Genomic DNA, 19132 nt, shown 5'->3' on the forward strand with positions numbered 1-19132 from the left:
CACAATCAAGGCAGCGAAAGCTGCCTTTTTTAATTCCGGAGCCTGTGTAATGAAAGAAATCACCGTCACTGAACCTGCCTTTGTCACCCACTTTTCCTGTTCTGGCTCGGCCTGCCGCGATCACTGTTGTAAGGGCTGGAAAATCACGCTGGATAAGACGACGGTCAAAAAGTATCTCGCCAGTAAAGACACGGCGATTCGTACCATCGCGCAAGACCATATTATCCTGCTGAAAAAGAACAACAGCCACTGGGGGGAAATTAAGCTGCCTTCGGCGCTGGGGAATTGCCCTTATCTGGATGAGGACCGTCTGTGCCGGGTGCAAAAAACGTTAGGCGCAAAGGCATTAAGTCATACCTGTTCCTCTTTCCCGCGGGCGCATCATACCTATAAAAATGAGGTGCGTAACTCTCTGAGTCTTGCCTGCCCGGAGGTGACGTCCCGCATTTTAAACGATCCTGACGCAATGGCACTCAGCGAAAAAACAATCATTCAGCAGACATTCAATACTGCGCCGTTATTCCCAGCGCAGCAAAAGTTACTCAATCTGTTTTGCCTGAGTCTGATCAACCATGCCAACAGCAGTACGGAAGCCGCGCTCTATGCGTTGATTAAATTCGTCATGTATGCACAGAAATTTGCCAAAATTGATGATGCCGCGCTGGGCGAACTGGAACAGGTGTATGCCGCGTTACTTGAACAGTTGCAGACCGGCGTGCTGGCGCAGGAGTTAATGAATATCGCGCCGGATAGCAAGGTAAAAACCTCGCTGGTATTGCAGATGCAGGACTATTTCCGCTCGCTCCCGCTTAATCGTGGCAGTGTTATCCTCGATCACTACATCCAGTGTCTTCTGCGGGTGCTGACGGCGGAAGAGGGCGTTTCAATGGAGCAGAAGGTTAGCGATATTGAGTCCTCATTAGCGCGCTGTTTACAGGCGGATGAGCAGCAGAAGAACTGGGCCTTCAGAAATTTAATTCTCTATAAAATTTGGGAAAATAATTTCCCCAACCAGCCGAATGTCGACCCGTTACGCGCGCTGTATATTATCGTGGCGGAATATGCCTTTATTAAGCTATTAACGGCAGCCAGTGTGCATGAGCGCGGGCGGCTTGAGTGGGATGACGTTACCAATATTGTGTATAGCTTTCACTCCCGCAGCCAGCATAACAGCGAGGTGGCGGCGAATTTTCATCGCCATATAGAAACGGTGCGTACTGGCGACGATCTGTCGATGATTCATCTTCTGACATAGTTTTGTTCGGGGTGGGCTTTTGCGCATCCCGTTTATCCTATCTGGCTGATTTTATTCTGCTCTTTGAACCGCTAAAAAGGCGCTACAGGTTACATAAGTGAAATAACCCTTCTTTTATAGCCTTATTCCTTCGATAGAACCCTCTGTAGAAACGGATAATCATGCCGATAACTCATTTAACGCAGGGCTGTTTATCGTGAATTCACTGTATACCGCTGAAGGTGTAATGGATAAACACTCGCTGTGGCAGCGTTATGTACCGCTGGTGCGTCACGAAGCATTGCGCCTGCAGGTGCGATTGCCGGCGAGCGTGGAACTGGACGATCTGCTACAAGCGGGCGGCATCGGGTTATTAAATGCGGTCGACCGATATGACGCTTTGCAAGGAACGGCATTTACCACTTACGCAGTGCAGCGTATTCGTGGGGCGATGCTGGATGAATTACGCAGCCGCGATTGGGTGCCGCGTAGCGTCCGGCGTAATGCCCGCGAAGTGGCGCAGGCGATGGGACAACTGGAGCAGGAACTGGGGCGTAATGCGACGGAAACCGAAGTGGCGGAACGTCTTGGCATTCCTGTTGCGGAGTATCGTCAGATGTTGCTCGATACCAACAACAGCCAACTTTTCTCTTACGATGAGTGGCGGGAAGAGCATGGCGATAGCATCGAACTGGTGACTGAAGAACATCAACAGGAAAACCCGTTACATCAACTGCTGGAGGGCGACCTGCGACAGCGGGTAATGGACGCGATTGAATCGCTGCCGGAACGCGAGCAACTGGTGTTAACGCTGTATTACCAGGAAGAGCTCAACCTCAAAGAGATTGGCGCGGTACTGGAAGTCGGCGAATCGCGGGTCAGCCAGTTGCATAGTCAGGCCATCAAACGATTACGCACCAAACTGGGTAAGTTATAGGTAGCGCATGATCGCACCCGAAAAGTGCCGCACAACGTATAGACTACCAGGAGTTCTCATGACGGTGCAGCAACCTAAAAGGCGGCCCTTGAGCCGCTATCTTAAAGACTTTAAACACAGCCAGACGCATTGCGCGCATTGTCACAAATTGCTCGACCGCATTACGCTGGTTCGCCGTGGCAAGATCGTTAATAAAATCGCTATTTCACAGCTGGATATGCTACTTGACGACGCTGCCTGGCAGCGGGAGCAGAAGGAGTGGGTGGCGCTGTGTCGCTTTTGCGGCGATTTGCACTGCAAAAAGCAGAGTGATTTTTTCGATATTATCGGTTTCAAACAGTATTTGTTTGAACAAACCGAGATGAGCCATGGCACGGTGCGGGAATATGTCGTGCGTTTACGACGTCTTGGCAATTACCTCAGCGAGCAAAACATTTCCCACGATCTGCTGCAGGACGGTTTTCTCGATGAAAGCCTGGCGCCATGGTTGCCGGAAACCAGCACCAATAATTACCGTATCGCACTGCGTAAATACCAGCAATATAAAGCGCATCAGCAGATTGCGCCCAGACAGAAATCCCCCTTTACCGCCAGTTCTGATATATATTAAAAAAGCATAAGATGTAGCAGAGTCGTGTTGGTGAAACGTGGCAAACCTTCTACATTAGGCTGAGTCCCCCAAAGGTTCGCGAGACGTGACGATGCGCCATGGCGGGACACAGTCTATGGTCATTAACGGCAATATTCGGGGTTACTATGAAATTAGCACTGCTGGGACGTCAGGCACTGATGGGAGTAATGGCTGTAGCGCTGGTGGCGGGAATGAGCGCGAAGAGCTTTGCCGATGAGGGTTTGCTGAACAAAGTTAAAGAACGCGGCACGCTGCTGGTAGGGCTGGAAGGTACCTATCCGCCGTTTAGCTTTCAGGGCGAAGACGGCAAATTAACCGGTTTTGAAGTCGATTTCGCCGAGGCGTTGGCAAAACATCTGGGCGTTAAAGCGTTGTTGAAGCCGACCAAATGGGACGGAATACTGGCGTCGCTGGACGCTAAACGCATTGATGTAGTGATAAACCAGGTCACGATTTCAGACGTCCGCAAGAAAAAATATGATTTCTCTACGCCTTATACGGTCTCCGGCGTTCAGGCGTTGGTGAAAAAAGGGAATGAAGGCACGATCAAAACGGCAGCCGATCTGCAGGGCAAAAAAGTCGGCGTTGGGCTGGGGACTAACTATGAAGAGTGGCTACGTCAACATGTTCAGGGCGTGGATATCCGTACTTATGACGATGATCCTACAAAATACCAGGATCTACGCGTAGGCCGTATTGACGCGATTTTAGTCGATCGTCTGGCGGCGCTGGATCTGGTGAAAAAAACCAAAGGTACGCTGGCCGTCACCGGTGATGCGTTTTCGCGTCAGGAGTCCGGCGTTGCGTTACGTAAAGGCAACGAAGACTTGCTGAAGGCGGTAGATAACGCTATTGCGGAAATGCAAAAAGATGGCACCTTAAAAGCGCTCTCTGAAAAATGGTTTGGCGCTGACGTGACCCAATAATGCTCTACGTTGCCCGGCAGGCAGAGCGCCGCCGGGCAATATCAACCTCATACTATGTCAGCAAACGGAGGCGCGTGAATCGGCGCCTTTTTTATTTCCGTTGGATCAACGTGCATAATAAAAAGAACACACCACAACGTTACCGGAGGCTCAATGCCACTACATCACTTAACGCGCTTTCCTCGCCTGGAGCTTATTGGCGCGCCGACCCCGCTCGAATACCTGCCGCGATTGTCTGATTATCTTGGCCGTGAGATTTACATTAAGCGCGATGACGTTACGCCCATTGCAATGGGCGGCAATAAACTGCGCAAGCTGGAGTTTCTGGTGGCCGACGCGCTGCGAGAAGGGGCGGATACGCTGATAACCGCAGGGGCGATTCAGTCGAACCATGTCCGTCAGACGGCGGCGGTCGCGGCCAAATTGGGGCTGCATTGCGTCGCTTTGCTGGAAAATCCAATCGGTACCACCGCGGAAAATTACCTGACGAATGGTAATCGCCTGTTACTGGATTTATTTAATACGCAAATTGAGATGTGCGATGCGCTAACCGATCCGGATGCGCAGCTGCAAACGCTGGCGACGCGTATTGAAGCGCAAGGGTTCAGGCCCTATGTGATTCCGGTCGGCGGCTCCAGCGCGCTGGGGGCAATGGGATACGTAGAGAGCGCCCTGGAAATCGCCCAGCAGTGTGAAGAAGTTGTCGGGCTCTCTTCGGTGGTGGTGGCCTCCGGCAGCGCCGGAACGCACGCCGGGTTAGCTGTCGGGCTGGAACATCTGATGCCTGACGTCGAACTGATTGGCGTGACCGTTTCACGTTCTGTCGCCGAGCAGAAACCCAAAGTGATTGCCTTGCAGCAGGCTATTGCCGGTCAGCTGGCGCTGACGGCGACGGCGGATATTCATTTATGGGATGACTATTTTGCCCCGGGTTACGGCGTGCCAAATGACGCGGGGATGGAGGCGGTGAAACTGCTGGCGAGCCTGGAGGGGGTGTTGCTGGATCCGGTATATACCGGCAAAGCGATGGCGGGTCTGATAGACGGCATCAGCCAGAAACGCTTTAACGATGACGGGCCGATTCTCTTTATTCACACCGGTGGGGCGCCTGCGCTGTTTGCCTACCATCCTCATGTATAACCTCCAGGTAATCAACGCGAATGCAAGAAAGTATCCAACTGGTTATTGAATCGCTGCCGTATTTGCTTAAAGGCGCCGTCTTTACCCTGCAACTGAGTATTGGCGGTATGTTTTTTGGTCTGCTGCTGGGATTTGTGCTGGCGCTGATGCGGATGTCTCCGCTATGGCTGGTTCGCTGGCTGGCGCGCTTTTATATTTCGATTTTTCGCGGTACGCCGCTTATCGCCCAGTTATTTATGATCTATTACGGCCTGCCGCAATTTGGGATTGAGCTGGACCCTATCCCGGCGGCGATGATTGGTTTATCGCTCAATACCGCGGCTTACACGTCCGAGACGCTGCGCGCGGCGATCTCGGCTATCGACAAGGGACAATGGGAAGCGGCGGCGAGCATTGGCATGACGCCGTGGCAAACGCTACGTCGCGCTATTTTGCCGCAGGCGGCTCGCGTCGCGCTTCCTCCGTTGAGCAACAGCTTTATCAGCCTGGTGAAAGATACGTCGCTCGCCGCGACGATTCAGGTGCCGGAGTTGTTCCGCCAGGCGCAGTTAATTACCTCGCGAACGCTGGAGGTGTTTACCATGTATCTGGCCGCGTCGTTAATCTACTGGGTAATGGCGACCGTCTTATCGGCACTGCAAAACTATTTCGAAAACCAGCTTAACCGCCAGGAGAGAGAGCCAAAATGAGTGCTATCGAAGTCACCAACCTGGTCAAAAAATTTCATGGTCAAACGGTGCTGCACGGTATCGACCTTGAGGTAAAGCCCGGAGAAGTCGTCGCCATTATCGGCCCGAGCGGCTCAGGGAAGACAACGTTATTACGCTGCATTAACCTGCTGGAACAACCGGAAGCGGGCACCATTAAAGTGGGCGATATTATCATCGATACCGCCCGCCCATTCAGCCAGCAAAAAGGGTTGATTCGCCAGCTACGTCAGCATGTCGGTTTTGTCTTTCAGAGTTTTAACCTGTTCCCGCATCGTACTGTGCTGGAAAATATCATTGAAGGTCCGGTAATTGTAAAGGGAGAGCCGAAAGCCGAGGCGACGGCGCTGGCGCGGGAACTGTTAGCCAAAGTCGGGTTGGCCGGTAAAGAGACCCGTTATCCGCGCCGCCTGTCGGGCGGGCAACAGCAGCGCGTGGCGATTGCACGCGCGCTGGCGATGCGCCCGGAAGTGATTCTGTTTGATGAGCCGACGTCGGCGCTTGATCCTGAATTAGTCGGCGAGGTGCTTAATACGATTCGCCAGCTGGCGCAGGAAAAGCGCACGATGGTGATCGTCACTCACGAAATGGGCTTTGCGCGTGACGTGGCTGATCGGGCAATATTTATGGATCAGGGGCAAATCGTCGAGCAGGGGCCGGCGAAAACCTTGTTCGCCGATCCTCAGCATCCGCGTACCCGCCAGTTCCTTGAGAAATTTTTAGTGAAATAATACCTTTTCAACGCTCGCCCGAATTAGCCGCGCCTCGGGCGAGCGCAATGAATAATTATGAAGTCATTCTGCCAGATTATTAACCTCGCTCTCTGGCGGAAGCCAAAAAACTGTAATGCCGCTCAAGTATTCTATGATTCGTCCGATATTTCTTATATATAAACACTATTTATGTGTTAATTTAAGCCATTCATAATAATGATTATCAATATCAAAGGCGTGACCATAAAATATGCAGGAAAATGATTTCTTCACCTGGCGACGCGCAATGTTGTTACGCTTTCAGGAGATGGCGGCAGCAGAGGATGTTTATACTGAATTGCAATATCAGACACAGCGGCTGGAATTTGATTATTATGCCCTGTGTGTTCGCCATCCCGTTCCCTTTACCCGGCCTAAAATATCGCTTCGTACCACCTATCCTCAGGCGTGGGTAACGCATTACCAGTCCGAAAACTATTTCGCGATCGATCCGGTATTAAAGCCGGAAAATTTCAGGCAGGGTCATTTACATTGGGATGACATGCTATTTCATGAAGCGCAGGCGATGTGGGATGCCGCCCAGCGTTTCGGATTACGCAGAGGCGTAACCCAGTGTGTGATGTTGCCGAACCGGGCGCTGGGCTTTTTATCTTTCTCCCGTAGCAGTTTACGCTGCTCCTCGTTTACCTACGATGAAGTGGAGCTGAGGTTGCAACTGCTGGCGCGGGAGAGTCTTTCGGCGCTGACAAGATTTGAAGACGACATGGTGATGGCGCCTGAGATGCGTTTCAGTAAACGTGAGAAAGAGATTCTGAAGTGGACGGCGGAAGGGAAGACCTCATCGGAGATCGCCATTATTCTGTCGATTTCTGAAAATACCGTTAACTTCCATCAGAAAAACATGCAGAAGAAATTCAATGCGCCAAATAAAACACAGATTGCCTGCTACGCTGCGGCGACAGGTCTGATATGACGTGCTGACGATGCTTCACGCCAGACGCGAAACCGGCTGAAAGCGATGCTAACAGCCGGTTTTTTACTACTGGCGGTAAGCCTGTTTAATTTGCTTAACCGTACTGGAAAATACCGCCGCTTGTGCTTCATCATCCATCTGCGCGATCTGTTTTTCCATTTTAAGAATCACGCGCCCTGCATCGGCCTGGCCCATCGCCTGCAGCATCAGCGTTAACATGGCTTTCAGGCAGTTGACTTCAGTAGCCAGTTCTTGATTATTCTCAGCGGTGGAAAAATCAGGCGTACTCATTTATTTTCCTCGTTATGTTTCAGTGAAAATGTGCGATAGCAGATGTTAAGGCGGCGGAGTATACCATAAGCTACGCTAAAAATAGCAGTGGTTGTTTTTTGATCAAAAAGCGGAGGGGTTACCCACAAAATAAACGTTGCTGCGTGATGCATATATTTTCTTCATTCTTTGTTTATTACGCGTATTTTACTCGTTAATTATTGTTACAAAGTTGATTCCCTAATTAGTGTTTAGACAGCGGAACGTGAAATTTTTGTCACCATTATGAAATAGCAGCCCGGGACAGCGCCGCCAGAAGGGGCTACAACGTTGGTAGTTGCCACACGACGTACAACATAATTTCCAAAAACGAGAGCAAAATCGAATACCCGGTGTTTTTTTACGTTTCAAAGTTGAGATAAAACCAGCTAATATAAGGGCGATTAACTATCAGTAGCGTTATCCCTATTCTGGAGATATTCCTTTGATCAACGTTCTTCTTGTTGATGACCACGAACTGGTGCGCGCAGGGATACGACGCATTCTTGAAGATATAAAGGGCATTAAAGTTGTCGGTGAAGCGTGCTGCGGAGAGGATGCGGTAAAATGGTGCCGTACTAACGCCGTTGACGTCGTGCTGATGGATATGAACATGCCCGGTATTGGCGGCCTTGAGGCGACGCGTAAAATTGCCCGCTCGACAGCGGATATCAAAGTGATCATGCTGACCGTCCATACGGAGAACCCGTTGCCCGCCAAAGTGATGCAGGCTGGCGCAGCTGGCTATCTCAGCAAAGGCGCTGCGCCTCAGGAGGTGGTGAGCGCTATTCGTTCGGTGTATTCCGGACAACGTTATATCGCCTCCGATATCGCTCAGCAGATGGCGCTCAGTCAGATCGAGCCTGCAAAAACGGAAACGCCGTTCGCCAGTTTGTCTGAACGCGAGTTGCAGATTATGCTGATGATCACCAAGGGTCAGAAGGTCAATGAGATTTCAGAACAGCTGAATCTCAGTCCTAAAACGGTGAACAGCTATCGCTATCGTATGTTCAGTAAATTAAACATTCATGGTGATGTTGAGCTGACTCACCTGGCAATCCGCCATGGCCTGTGTAATGCGGAGACGTTAACAAGCCAGTGAGTGAAATATTTGACGCAAAGGCGTTTTTGAAAACCGTTACCAGCCAACCCGGTGTCTATCGTATGTATGACGCCGGCGGTACGGTTATTTATGTCGGTAAAGCAAAAGACCTGAAAAAGCGTCTTTCCAGCTACTTTCGCAGCAACCTGGCTTCGCGTAAAACCGAAGCGCTAGTTGCGCAAATTCAACACATTGATGTCACGGTAACGCATACTGAAACGGAAGCGCTGCTGCTTGAGCATAATTACATCAAGTTGTATCAACCGCGTTACAACGTGTTGTTGCGTGATGATAAATCCTATCCTTTTATTTTTCTGAGCGGCGATACCCATCCGCGTCTGGCGATGCACCGTGGCGCCAAACATGCGAAAGGCGAGTACTTCGGTCCATTTCCTAATGGCTATGCCGTGCGGGAAACGCTGGCGCTGTTACAGAAAATTTTCCCTATCCGCCAGTGCGAAAACAGCGTGTATCGCAACCGCTCGCGTCCTTGCCTGCAATACCAGATTGGCCGCTGCTTAGGCCCCTGCGTTGCAGGACTGGTCAGCGAGGAGGAGTACACGCAACAGGTGGAGTATGTCCGGTTGTTTTTGTCCGGCAAGGACGACCAGGTCTTAACACAACTGATTGCCCGGATGGAAAAGGCCAGCCAGGATTTGGCATTTGAAGAGGCGGCGCGTATTCGCGATCAGATCCAGGCGGTACGCCGGGTCACGGAGAAACAGTTTGTCTCCAATGCGGGCGACGATCTCGACGTGATCGGCGTGGCTTTTGATGCGGGTATGGCCTGTGTGCATGTGCTGTTTATTCGCCAGGGTAAGGTGCTGGGCAGCCGCAGCTATTTTCCAAAAGTACCTGGCGGTACGGAACTGGGCGAAGTGGTGGAAACCTTTGTCGGGCAGTTTTACCTGCAGGGTAGCCAGATGCGCACGCTACCGGGCGAGATACTGCTCGATTTTAATCTGAGTGATAAAACGCTGCTGGCCGATTCGTTGTCGGAACTTGCCGGACGGCGTATTCATGTCCAGACAAAACCGCGCGGCGATCGCGCCCGCTATCTCAAGCTGGCGCGGACCAACGCGGCAACGGCCTTAATCACTAAACTCTCGCAGCAGTCCACCATCACGCAGCGTTTGACCGCGCTGGCGACGGTATTAAAACTTCCTGCGATCAAGCGGATGGAATGTTTTGACATCAGCCATACCATGGGGGAGCAAACGGTCGCATCCTGTGTGGTATTTGACGCTAATGGGCCGTTACGCGCCGAGTATCGTCGTTATAATATCGCGGGCATCACGCCGGGTGATGACTACGCGGCGATGAATCAGGTGCTACGTCGGCGTTATGGCAAGGCCATAGAAGAAAGTAAGATTCCGGATGTTATTCTGATCGACGGCGGAAAAGGGCAGCTCGCCCAGGCGAAAGCCATTTTCGCTGAGCTGGATGTCCCCTGGGATAAGCATCGTCCTTTGCTGCTCGGCGTCGCCAAAGGCGCGGACAGAAAGGCCGGTCTGGAAACACTCTTTTTTGAACCGGAAGGCGAGGGGTTTAGCCTGCCGCCGGACTCGCCGGCGCTGCATGTTATTCAGCATATTCGCGATGAGTCGCACGATCACGCGATCGGCGGGCACCGTAAAAAACGCGCGAAGGTTAAAAATACCAGTACGCTGGAAACTATTGAAGGCGTTGGGCCTAAACGTCGCCAGATGCTGCTGAAATATATGGGCGGTTTGCAAGGGCTACGTAACGCCAGCGTAGAAGAAATTGCAAAAGTGCCGGGTATTTCGCAAGGTCTGGCAGAAAAGATCTTCTGGTCGTTGAAACATTGAGGCCACTGTAGCAACATAGGGGTAATTTCACTGACAACAGATAGTTACCCGTCACTATGCAATTTAATATCCCTACGTTGCTCACGCTGTTTCGCGTCATCCTGATTCCATTCTTTGTCGTGGTGTTTTATTTGCCGTTCGCCTGGGCGCCGATGGTCAGCGCGCTGATTTTCTGTATTGCCGCTATTACCGACTGGTTTGACGGCTTTCTGGCGCGACGCTGGAACCAGAGTACGCGTTTCGGCGCTTTCCTCGACCCCGTCGCCGACAAGGTGCTGGTGGCGATCGCCATGGTGCTGGTCACCGAGCATTATCATAGCTGGTGGGTGACGTTACCTGCGGCGACGATGATAGCCCGCGAAATTATTATCTCTGCTCTGCGTGAATGGATGGCGGAGCTGGGCAAACGCAGTAGTGTAGCGGTCTCCTGGATCGGTAAAGTCAAAACTACCGCGCAGATGGTGGCGCTGGCGTGGCTCTTGTGGCGTCCGAATATCTGGGTAGAGTATGCCGGGATCGCGCTTTTCTTTGTCGCAGCGGTGCTAACGTTGTGGTCCATGTTGCAATATTTGAGCGCTGCACGCGGAGATTTGCTTGATCAGTGATCGTTTCGCCGCAAATTTCAGCAAACGATCGTGAGTGACGAAAAATATCGTTGACTCAGTGCGTCAGGTAAGTAGAATGCAACGCATCGAACGGCAGCACTGATTGCCAGACGATAACAAAATCAAGTGATTAACAAAGTTGCTTGATACTGCGGGAATAGCTCAGTTGGTAGAGCACGACCTTGCCAAGGTCGGGGTCGCGAGTTCGAGTCTCGTTTCCCGCTCCAGTTTAAAAGCATTGGCGTAAAGCGAATGCTGGCTGAAAAGTAAAAAAAATTTGGCGCGTTAACAAAGCGGTTATGTAGCGGATTGCAAATCCGTCTAGTCCGGTTCGACTCCGGAACGCGCCTCCAATTTTTCCCGAGCCCGGATGGTGGAATCGGTAGACACAAGGGATTTAAAATCCCTCGGCGTTCGCGCTGTGCGGGTTCAAGTCCCGCTCCGGGTACCATGGGAAAGACAAGAATAATCAAAGCAATAAGCAGTGTCGTGAAACCACCTACGGGTGGTTTTTTTGTGCCTTCAATTTGTATGCCGACCGCGAGCGTGAACTCTCCAGTGCGATACACAGTAAAAAACACCGGTAGCGGCATTTCTGCCAGTACAACAGTTATGTGCTACCGACCCGCAAGAACTTATGGCTGGTAAATACTAAACGTCGGGTAAATCAGCCGATAAAATCCATTAATCTCTATAAAAAATGCTGATATGTTTTATGCCTGCTTTATTAAAGAGAGTAGGTCTGCCAGTGAAATATACCGATAATGCAAAATTATTTATTAGCTTCATTAATATTGGGATTGTAGGTTGCGCTTTTTTACTTTTTTTTATTTTGTATGAGCCTGAGAGTGCAATCGTAACCTACTCTCTTCCAGGTGAGCTTTCCTCTTCGACATGTGATGCACATAATTTTATTGGCTACGTCGATGCAAATGACTTTGCAGAGTATATAAAAAAAGTAGAACTGACGCGCTACAATATGTATTGTCTGAAAAAAACAGGGGCAGGCCAGTGGAGTATTTATGCAAATTAAACGAGTATATAACTGTTCAGGGGTATTTTCTGCACAATTTAATTAAAGGTAGATAGCGAACTAATATTCATTACAAGGTAATGTGATCCGCATCATAATTTAATCACGTTTTGCAATATTGTCTTAATAACAGGTCAACTACAGATAATTTCAGGTTTTCGTGAATGGCGGTTTTGGTCAGTCTCTATATTATGCTTTCCCCGCTTTACGGAGATGATGATGCAAAAGAAAACCTGGGCCGTTTTATTGATACCATTGTGCCTCACCGCTTGCCACCAGACGACCTACCGATCAACAGCCAAAGATGAAATTGTCGCAGGGAGCTATATTGACCCGACAAAAACACGCTTTCCGTTAGCGGATTATTCACAGTCGGTTGATAAATGGATACCTCCGGACTCAGCTGATTACACTATTCCGGTTATTGATAGTGCTACCCAACAACGCTACTTTAACGCACTAAAATCTCATTATTTCGGAATGGACAGTGAAGCTCACTCGCCGTGGAATGGTTTTTATATTACCACATTGCTGAAAAAAAACGCAGCACAGGCCCGGGATGCCAGTATTAAGCAGTTTCTTAGCGACGGCAGTGCTTATTGGGGGGAAAACTTCAGACTTTATACCTCTCGCTGGAAAGAGGAGGTTAGAGGGAATACGGATACGCAGATTGACAATATCTATCATGCCTCCCGGCGAGGTATTATGGTCAGAGAAAGTTTAGTCAGAGCGCTGCCAACGGACGACCCGCTCTTTAACGATCCCCGTCAGGCGGGCGAGGGGTATCCGTTTGATAATTTACAAATGTCTTCGCTGCGTCCCGGTACGCCGGTCTATACGCTGACGAAGAGCAAAGACCAACGCTGGCAATATGTCGTTTCACCAGCGGTAACTGGCTGGGTTCATAGTGAAGATATTGCCAGTACGGATCAGAAATTTATAACACAGTGGGTTTTGCTCGCTCACAAGCAACTGGGGGCATTTATCAACGCGCCGGTTTCTGTCCATGCCGCAGGCGTCTATTATTTCACCGGGCGACCGGGCACTATTTTACCGTTCCGACATCAACGGGCGGGCCAGTTCCTGATTGCGGCGCCAGTTCGCGACAGCAATGGTCGTGCGTTTATCCATTGGGTCTGGCTAAGCGGTAACGAGTTTACGGCTATGCCGTGGAAAATGACGCCGGAAAATATCGCCGTGCTAATGAAAGCAATGCACGGCGCCCCCTACGGTTGGGGAAATTTTAACTTTTATAATGATTGTTCAGCCGAAGTCCGCAGCCTGTTAATGCCGTTTGGCATATTCCTGCCCAGACATTCATCCGCGCAGGTAGAGGCTGCTGGACGGGTGGTCGATCTTAGTCATAAAAGTCCCCAAATGCGGATCGATTATCTCACCAGATACGGAAAACCGTTTACTACGCTGGTCTATATTCCAGGGCATATTATGCTGTATATCGGTAACACAACCATGAATGGGCAGGTCGTGCCGATGACTTATCAGAATATCTGGGGATTGCGCCCAAACCATGCTAATAGCCGGAGCATTATCGGTGAGGCGGTTTTTTTGCCGTTACTGCGTTTTTATCCTGAAAATCCTGAGCTGATATCGCTGGCTGGTAAGGTTCTGTTTAAGCTTGGTTATATAGAATAGGTTGACAAACTGTGTTATCGCGGAAGACATGATTAAGGCAACCGTGCGCGTGGATATAAAGAGAGTATCCCTGTAAACTGTGTCTGAAAAAAGTATGCGCTATAGTGCGGGCTGTTTATTTGAAATACTATCTGGAGCTGATTCTGGATGTGATTATGTGCCTCACACATTGAAGTGAGAGTTATTGTTGGCGGTATCTGGCTGGAGGCTGGGTGGTAAAAAGACGTAATTTATTGCATTTTAATAACGGTGCCCGGTCAGAGCGCGATCTTGGAGATCTGGTCACTAAAGTTTTTGAGAAAGCGGCGAAAAAAGAACCGCAACAGCTATACACATTTAGCCTGCCGTTGCTGAGTGTGCAGGATGAGATCCGTGTTTACTGTAAGAAAAAAAATATCAAAATAGGGTACGATACGCTGTTTATGGAAATAACCTTTTCTGCTGACAGAGAAGCGGTAGACGAACTCATTAAACACTTTTTTACTGAAAATAAGCTCTATTTGAGAGGGCGGTTTTATCTGTCCGCGGCGGTGGTATAAGTTAGCATGAGTATAATATAGCGAGAAACCCATCTCTCGCTTTTGTGTGGGGCGAGCGCTTCCTGGCGGAAAATCTGCGCCCTGATCCTCCTTTTGTGCGTTAACTTCCGGAATCCTCCTCATTTCGTGTTAATCTGGCCCCTGATGGTTGCCATCCAAACTGCCTGCAAAAAAATTATTTTTATCCGCTGCAATGTAAGAGGCCTACAGGCGGAAGTCATCACTGAGGAAAAGCGTTATGAAAATGGAACCATTAAACGAGAACGAGCTGGAATGGCTGGATGATGTGCTGACGAAATACAATACCGATCAGGCCATTTTGGATGTCGCGGAGCTGGACGGTCTGATTACTGCGGTACTAAGCTCTCCGCGCCCCATCGAGCCGGAACAGTGGCTGGTCGCGATATGGGGGGGACCCGCGTACGTACCGCGCTGGACATCTGAAAAAGAAATGACGCGATTTATGGATCTGGTGTTCCAGCACATGGCGGACACAGCCGCCCGGCTTGAAGACTATCCAGAACAGTTCGAGCCGCTGTTTGGCCTGCGAGAAGTTGATGGCCATGAATTAACGATTGTTGAAGAATGGTGCTTTGGTTACATGCGCGGAGTGTCGCTGTCCGACTGGTCTGACTTGCCGGATACGCTAAAACCGGCGCTGGAAGCGATTGCCTTACACGGCACTGAAGAAAATTTTGCGCTGTTGGATAAAATGAGCCCGGAAGCGTTCGATAAAAGCGTTGACGCTATCCGTATCGCGGCGCTTGAGCTGCATGCCTGGTGGATGGCGCATCCGCACACGACGCCGCTACAGATGCCGATAAAAGCAGAGGTGAAAGTGGGGCGTAACGATCCTTGTCCATGCGGGAGCGGCAAAAAATTTAAGCAGTGCTGCCTGCATTAATGGCTCGTAAACGGCCATAGCGTGATGATTATCGAGCCTGGACGGCGTCCGGGCCCGGTAATCTTTGCCTGGCATTAACCTGGATCGGGCAGGAACCCCAGTGCGATCGAAAACTGGACGCCAATCACGACAATGCCGCAGATAAACACCAGCGCCAGCGCTGGCGTGCCGCCTGCCACACGATATCCCGCCTGAGGGCTCTGTTTACGGCATTGCCAGACCAGCATGGCAGGGATGAGCAGTGCCAGCACTGCCAGCGCTACGCCGGCATAGCCTAATGCCATCACAAATCCGCGTGGGTAGAAAAGCGCAAACGCCAGCGGCGGCAGAAAGGTAATCAGCCCGGTTTGCAGGCGTCCGGACACCGTACTGCGGCGCTGGAATAGATCGGCCAGGTAATCAAATAATCCTAGCGCTACGCCCAGAAAAGAGGTCGCCAGCGCCAGATCGGCGAACAGGTGGACCGCCAGTTCGACATGTGGCGAAGCGACCACTTCTCTGAGCGCCTGCAGCAGGCCATTTAACCCGGCATGGCTGGCCAGTAGCCCTCTGAATGTCGGCGAGTCGATACTTCCCAGCGTGGCGAGCTGCCAAAAAATATAGGCCACTAGCGGAATGGCGCTACCCGTCATAAAGACCCAACGCAGCCGGCGAATGTTGCCGTTCATATAACTCACAATACTCGGTACGCTTCCGTGAAAACCAAACGAGGTGAAAATGACCGGTATGGCGGATAACGCCAGCCCCTGCTGTAAAGGAAGCGTAAGAAGATTTACTTTATGAATATGTGGCGTGAGCAACGCAAGCATGATGACCAGAAAAATGATCTTTGCGCTAAACAGGAAGCGGTTAAAAAGGTCGACCAGCGAGGTGCCCACACACACCACCCCACCGGCAACAAAGGTGAACAGCAGCACCCCGGCAGCGGGCGAGAGCGTGGCGCCAAGCCAGTTATTAATACTGGATGCCAGTAATTCTCCGGCTCCGGAAATGTAGGCGGCGGTGAGCGCATACATTAAGAACATCATACTGAATCCCGTAAGCCACTGTCCGTAACGTCCAAGATAGCGTTTTGCCAACGAGCCCAGTCCGGTATCCGCCGGAACGTGTTGATATACCTCCAGTAATAGTAGCGCGGTATAACACATCAGCGCCCACAGGCCAATCAACAATCCCAGCGTGACGCTGAAACCAACGCCAGCCGCTGCCAGCGGCATTGCCAGCATCCCGGCGCCGATAGTGGTGCCTGCCACGATAAAAATACTGCCCAGAGTTCTGTTTTTCACGCTTTCTACTACCCCGGTAACAAAGAACGGTGATATCCGCGGCGCAGGGTAAGGCATTACGCTATTTTCGTCAAATGGTCGTTACAATGGGTGTACTGTAAAATTTACAGTTCCGGGCATAAAAGCGAATATGGAAGGAGACGCGGGCAACCGCCGTAAACCTGCGCTAGCGCAAAGTCGCTCGTACAAGGACACATTAGGCTACGAGTTTTATTCAGGAGGGGTTATGGATTCCATTCACGGTCACGAAGTACTCAACATGATGATTGAGTCTGGCGAGCAGTACACGCATACCTCGCTGGAGGCGGCAATAAAAGCGCGCTTTGGCGAGCGGGCACGATTTCACACTTGTTCAGCATCAGATATGACGGCGGCGGAACTGGTCGCGTTTCTGGCGGCGAAAGGAAAGTTTATTGCCGTGGAGGACGGTTTTTCAACGCATGAGAGTAAAATCTGCCGCCATTAATACGCCACGGTGAGAGCGCGTCTCACCGTGTAAGGACGTGTTGGATTAATTTTGCGTATCCAGGGTGGAGAGTTCTTTATCAATGAAATAAAGCCCTTCGCCGCTTTTTCCCGCCAGCGTTAATTTATCAATAATAGATTTGAATAATTTTTCTTCTTCATGCTGTTCTGCCACATACCACTGCAAGAAATTAAATGTCGGATAATCCTGGCTGGTCATTGCGGCATGAGCCAGTTCATTAATTTTTTGCGTAATAAGCTGCTCATGCTCATAGGTCGCGCGGAACAGCTCATCCAGCGAGGCGTACTCAGCGAAGGGCGAAGAAACGGTATGAATGCGCGGCAGGCTTCCGGTATCGGTAAGGTAGTCAAACAGGCGCTGCATATGCGTCATCTCTTCTTGCGCATGGCGACGAAGAAATGCGGCCGCGCCTTCAAAACTGTGATAGCTACACCACGCGCTCATTTGTTGATAGAGCAGGGAGGAGTACAACTCCAGATTCATTTGCTCATTCAGTTTATCGATCATTTCTGTTTTCAGCATGGTTCCGCTCCACAAATAGCAAAAGATATACGGTAATGTGGCGCCACTATAATTTGTTATTTTATTATTTGCAAAAGGTAAAATATTAAATTTAATTATTAAAAATACGAATGGGAATAAAACGCATTAACGCCAGTGTATAGGGTATAAAAATAAAGAAAAGCCAGCACCTTCATGCTGGCAATAGCGACCCTGCGCTCTCCTCCATTGTACATGGTGTCGGCGTTAAGCCAGCCGCCTTAATAATAAAGCGGCATAATTTGCGGGACTGCAACGCCCCGGCACTGCCAGGAGAGGGTAAATCGGGTGTTCAGACACAACGAGCCCGCATAAATGCTACAGGTTCCTACCGGCTGACCAAACGAAACGGCATCGGCATAGCCCATCTGCTGGCATTCGCGTGTTGCGGTCCCGTGAGATACATAATCATCTGTCCGTGAAGTAAAAAATAGCGGCTGGTTATACGTCAGGCGCACGATGCCGCTTATCGGGCTGGCTTCGCTGACCTGCGCTTGTCGAGTAATGGTGCATCCCGTCAGGGCTAGCAGTGAAAGAGTAAAAATAAGAGGCTTCATAAAATCGCTCCGACAATTCGGTATCAGACCATGCTACCTCGTGTCTTGCACCGTCAATGGCTGGAATAACTTACGGATTCGCCTTGATTAAAGGTAACGGCAGGAGGTTTACAGCGGGAACAGAAAATGTGTGAGCGTCTCTTCATTTAATGAAACTTGGTTTCATTAAATTTGAATGCGTGTTCTTAAGTGTGTAGTGTGGGCAAAACGTCATGATTTACGCAGACGCGACCGTCTGCATTCAGGAGGAACACGATGAAAATTGCACTGATGATGGAAAATAGCCAAGCCAGCAAAAATGCCATCATTTATAACGAACTTAGCGCCGTCGCCAATGAAAAGGGATTTCCCGTTTTTAACGTTGGCATGTGCGACGAAAATGACCATCACCTGACGTACATTCATTTAGGCATCATGGCGAGTATTCTGCTTAATGCAAACGCGGTTGATTTTGTGGTTACTGGCTGTGGCACCGGTCAGGGCGCGCTGATGTCGTTAAATATTCATCCAGGTGTCATTTGTGGCTATTGCATCGATCCGGCAGATGCTTTTCTGTTTGCGCAGATCAACAACGGCAATGCGTTGTCCCTGCCATTTGCGAAAGGCTTTGGCTGGGGCGCTGAGCTGAACGTGCGTTTCATCTTTGAAAAAGCGTTTACCGGGCGTAAAGGCGAGGGGTATCCGCCTGAGCGCAAAACGCCGCAGGTACGCAATGCGGGCATTTTGAATCAGGTTAAGGCCGCGGTCGTCAAAGAGAATTATCTGGATACACTACGGGCTATCGATCCTGAACTGGTTAAAACGGCGGTTTCAGGGCCGCGTTTCCAGCAATGTTTGTTTGAAAACGGCCAGAATAAAGAAATAGAAGCGTTTGTACGTGAGATGCTGGGGTAATGCCTGGACAAGACAGAGGCGTTTCGCGCCTGTCGGCTGGCATGATGTGCCGATAATACGCCAGTAGCGACAGGCACCACCTCTGGCAAACAGATCAGAAACGGTGTAGGCCGGATAAGCTGCTTCGCGTTGC

At 50.4% G+C, this 19132-nt stretch carries 22 protein-coding genes and 3 tRNA genes; 20 read left to right on the forward strand and 5 right to left on the reverse strand.

The features are described 5' to 3' along the window. Nucleotides 1–49 precede the first annotated feature (49 nt). From fliB to sdiA, 8 genes are all read left to right on the forward strand, one after another. Entirely contained in the window at nucleotides 50–1255 is a 1206-nt protein-coding gene (gene fliB, locus J4617_RS01500) for a flagellin lysine-N-methylase (RefSeq protein WP_017465549.1), read from the forward strand. 196 nt (nucleotides 1256–1451) lie between these two features. Continuing rightward, a complete protein-coding gene (locus J4617_RS01505; RefSeq protein WP_001087453.1) occupies nucleotides 1452–2171 on the forward strand; it encodes an RNA polymerase sigma factor FliA in 720 nt (239 codons plus the stop codon). A gap of 58 nt (nucleotides 2172–2229) precedes the next feature. Then, the gene (gene fliZ / locus J4617_RS01510) at nucleotides 2230–2781 is read left to right on the forward strand and encodes a flagella biosynthesis regulatory protein FliZ (protein ID WP_000218080.1); all 552 of its coding nucleotides are present in this window, start codon (nucleotides 2230–2232) and stop codon (nucleotides 2779–2781) included. A gap of 146 nt (nucleotides 2782–2927) precedes the next feature. Then, nucleotides 2928–3728, forward strand: coding sequence for a cystine ABC transporter substrate-binding protein (tcyJ, locus tag J4617_RS01515; protein WP_000761630.1), 801 nt, complete (start codon nucleotides 2928–2930; stop codon nucleotides 3726–3728). A 153-nt stretch (nucleotides 3729–3881) separates the two neighbouring features. Further along, complete coding sequence (dcyD, locus tag J4617_RS01520; protein WP_001128188.1) at nucleotides 3882–4868, forward strand: D-cysteine desulfhydrase; 987 nt, start codon at nucleotides 3882–3884, stop codon at nucleotides 4866–4868. Nucleotides 4869–4888: 20 nt separating this feature from the next. Then, nucleotides 4889–5557: a cystine ABC transporter permease gene (tcyL, locus tag J4617_RS01525; RefSeq protein WP_001158234.1), complete on the forward strand. Its 669-nt coding sequence runs from the start codon at nucleotides 4889–4891 to the stop codon at nucleotides 5555–5557. Continuing rightward, nucleotides 5554–6306, forward strand: a complete 753-nt coding sequence (gene tcyN, locus J4617_RS01530; RefSeq protein WP_001273033.1) for an L-cystine ABC transporter ATP-binding protein TcyN — start codon at nucleotides 5554–5556, stop codon at nucleotides 6304–6306. Before tcyL ends, tcyN begins: the two co-directional genes overlap by 4 nt. 232 nt (nucleotides 6307–6538) lie before the next feature. Beyond that, on the forward strand, nucleotides 6539–7261 hold the full coding sequence (sdiA, locus tag J4617_RS01535; protein WP_017465550.1) for a transcriptional regulator SdiA: 723 nt from the start codon (nucleotides 6539–6541) through the stop codon (nucleotides 7259–7261). Nucleotides 7262–7327: 66 nt separating this feature from the next. On the opposite strand, the gene J4617_RS01540 is transcribed toward sdiA, so the two are convergent. Then, nucleotides 7328–7552 carry a DUF2594 family protein gene (locus J4617_RS01540; RefSeq protein ID WP_000106483.1) on the reverse strand — a complete coding sequence of 75 codons (225 nt, stop codon included), beginning with the start codon at nucleotides 7550–7552 and terminating at the stop codon, nucleotides 7328–7330. Further along, a complete protein-coding gene (locus tag J4617_RS01545) occupies nucleotides 7549–7704 on the reverse strand; it encodes a hypothetical protein (RefSeq protein ID WP_000546186.1) in 156 nt (51 codons plus the stop codon). The genes J4617_RS01540 and J4617_RS01545 overlap by 4 nt, the downstream gene beginning before the upstream one ends. 311 nt (nucleotides 7705–8015) lie before the next feature. On the opposite strand from J4617_RS01545, the gene uvrY reads away from it, so the two are divergent. From uvrY to J4617_RS01595, 10 genes are all read left to right on the forward strand, one after another. Then, on the forward strand, nucleotides 8016–8672 hold the full coding sequence (gene uvrY / locus J4617_RS01550; protein WP_000611323.1) for a UvrY/SirA/GacA family response regulator transcription factor: 657 nt from the start codon (nucleotides 8016–8018) through the stop codon (nucleotides 8670–8672). Then, nucleotides 8669–10501 (forward strand): excinuclease ABC subunit UvrC, encoded by a 1833-nt coding sequence (gene uvrC / locus J4617_RS01555; protein WP_017465551.1) that lies wholly within the window; start codon nucleotides 8669–8671, stop codon nucleotides 10499–10501. Before uvrY ends, uvrC begins: the two co-directional genes overlap by 4 nt. A 56-nt stretch (nucleotides 10502–10557) precedes the next feature. Further along, entirely contained in the window at nucleotides 10558–11106 is a 549-nt protein-coding gene (gene pgsA, locus J4617_RS01560; protein ID WP_001160192.1) for a CDP-diacylglycerol--glycerol-3-phosphate 3-phosphatidyltransferase, read from the forward strand. 151 nt (nucleotides 11107–11257) lie between these two features. Continuing rightward, nucleotides 11258–11333: transfer RNA gene (locus tag J4617_RS01565), tRNA-Gly, on the forward strand. 52 nt (nucleotides 11334–11385) lie between these two features. Then, nucleotides 11386–11459, forward strand: a tRNA-Cys gene (locus J4617_RS01570). Nucleotides 11460–11470: 11 nt separating this feature from the next. After that, nucleotides 11471–11557, forward strand: a tRNA-Leu gene (locus tag J4617_RS01575). Nucleotides 11558–11806: 249 nt separating this feature from the next. Beyond that, entirely contained in the window at nucleotides 11807–12139 is a 333-nt protein-coding gene (locus J4617_RS01580; protein ID WP_001521174.1) for a hypothetical protein, read from the forward strand. Nucleotides 12140–12352: 213 nt separating this feature from the next. Beyond that, nucleotides 12353–13792 carry an SH3 domain-containing C40 family peptidase gene (locus J4617_RS01585; RefSeq protein WP_077905360.1) on the forward strand — a complete coding sequence of 480 codons (1440 nt, stop codon included), beginning with the start codon at nucleotides 12353–12355 and terminating at the stop codon, nucleotides 13790–13792. Nucleotides 13793–14004: 212 nt separating this feature from the next. After that, entirely contained in the window at nucleotides 14005–14331 is a 327-nt protein-coding gene (locus J4617_RS01590) for a hypothetical protein (RefSeq protein ID WP_017465552.1), read from the forward strand. Nucleotides 14332–14569: 238 nt separating this feature from the next. After that, nucleotides 14570–15235, forward strand: a complete 666-nt coding sequence (locus J4617_RS01595; RefSeq protein WP_000781521.1) for a YecA family protein — start codon at nucleotides 14570–14572, stop codon at nucleotides 15233–15235. Nucleotides 15236–15309: 74 nt separating this feature from the next. Here J4617_RS01595 and tyrP read toward each other — a convergent pair whose 3' ends face one another. Then, entirely contained in the window at nucleotides 15310–16521 is a 1212-nt protein-coding gene (tyrP, locus tag J4617_RS01600; RefSeq protein WP_001562965.1) for a tyrosine transporter TyrP, read from the reverse strand. 226 nt (nucleotides 16522–16747) lie between these two features. Between tyrP and J4617_RS01605 the strand changes: the two genes are divergently transcribed. After that, the gene (locus tag J4617_RS01605; protein WP_000377238.1) at nucleotides 16748–16987 is read left to right on the forward strand and encodes a YecH family metal-binding protein; all 240 of its coding nucleotides are present in this window, start codon (nucleotides 16748–16750) and stop codon (nucleotides 16985–16987) included. Between the two features lie 45 nt (nucleotides 16988–17032). Here J4617_RS01605 and ftnA read toward each other — a convergent pair whose 3' ends face one another. Beyond that, on the reverse strand, nucleotides 17033–17530 hold the full coding sequence (ftnA, locus tag J4617_RS01610) for a non-heme ferritin (RefSeq protein WP_000920611.1): 498 nt from the start codon (nucleotides 17528–17530) through the stop codon (nucleotides 17033–17035). 239 nt (nucleotides 17531–17769) lie between these two features. Next, nucleotides 17770–18105, reverse strand: coding sequence for a YecR-like lipofamily protein (locus J4617_RS01615; RefSeq protein ID WP_000803229.1), 336 nt, complete (start codon nucleotides 18103–18105; stop codon nucleotides 17770–17772). 255 nt (nucleotides 18106–18360) lie between these two features. Between J4617_RS01615 and J4617_RS01620 the strand changes: the two genes are divergently transcribed. Then, complete coding sequence (locus J4617_RS01620) at nucleotides 18361–18999, forward strand: RpiB/LacA/LacB family sugar-phosphate isomerase (protein WP_017465553.1); 639 nt, start codon at nucleotides 18361–18363, stop codon at nucleotides 18997–18999. Nucleotides 19000–19132 lie beyond the last annotated feature (133 nt).

The sequence above is a fragment of the Salmonella sp. 32010601201800023SM genome (assembly GCF_017572235.1).
GTDB classification, from domain to species: Bacteria; Pseudomonadota; Gammaproteobacteria; order Enterobacterales; family Enterobacteriaceae; genus Salmonella; species Salmonella enterica.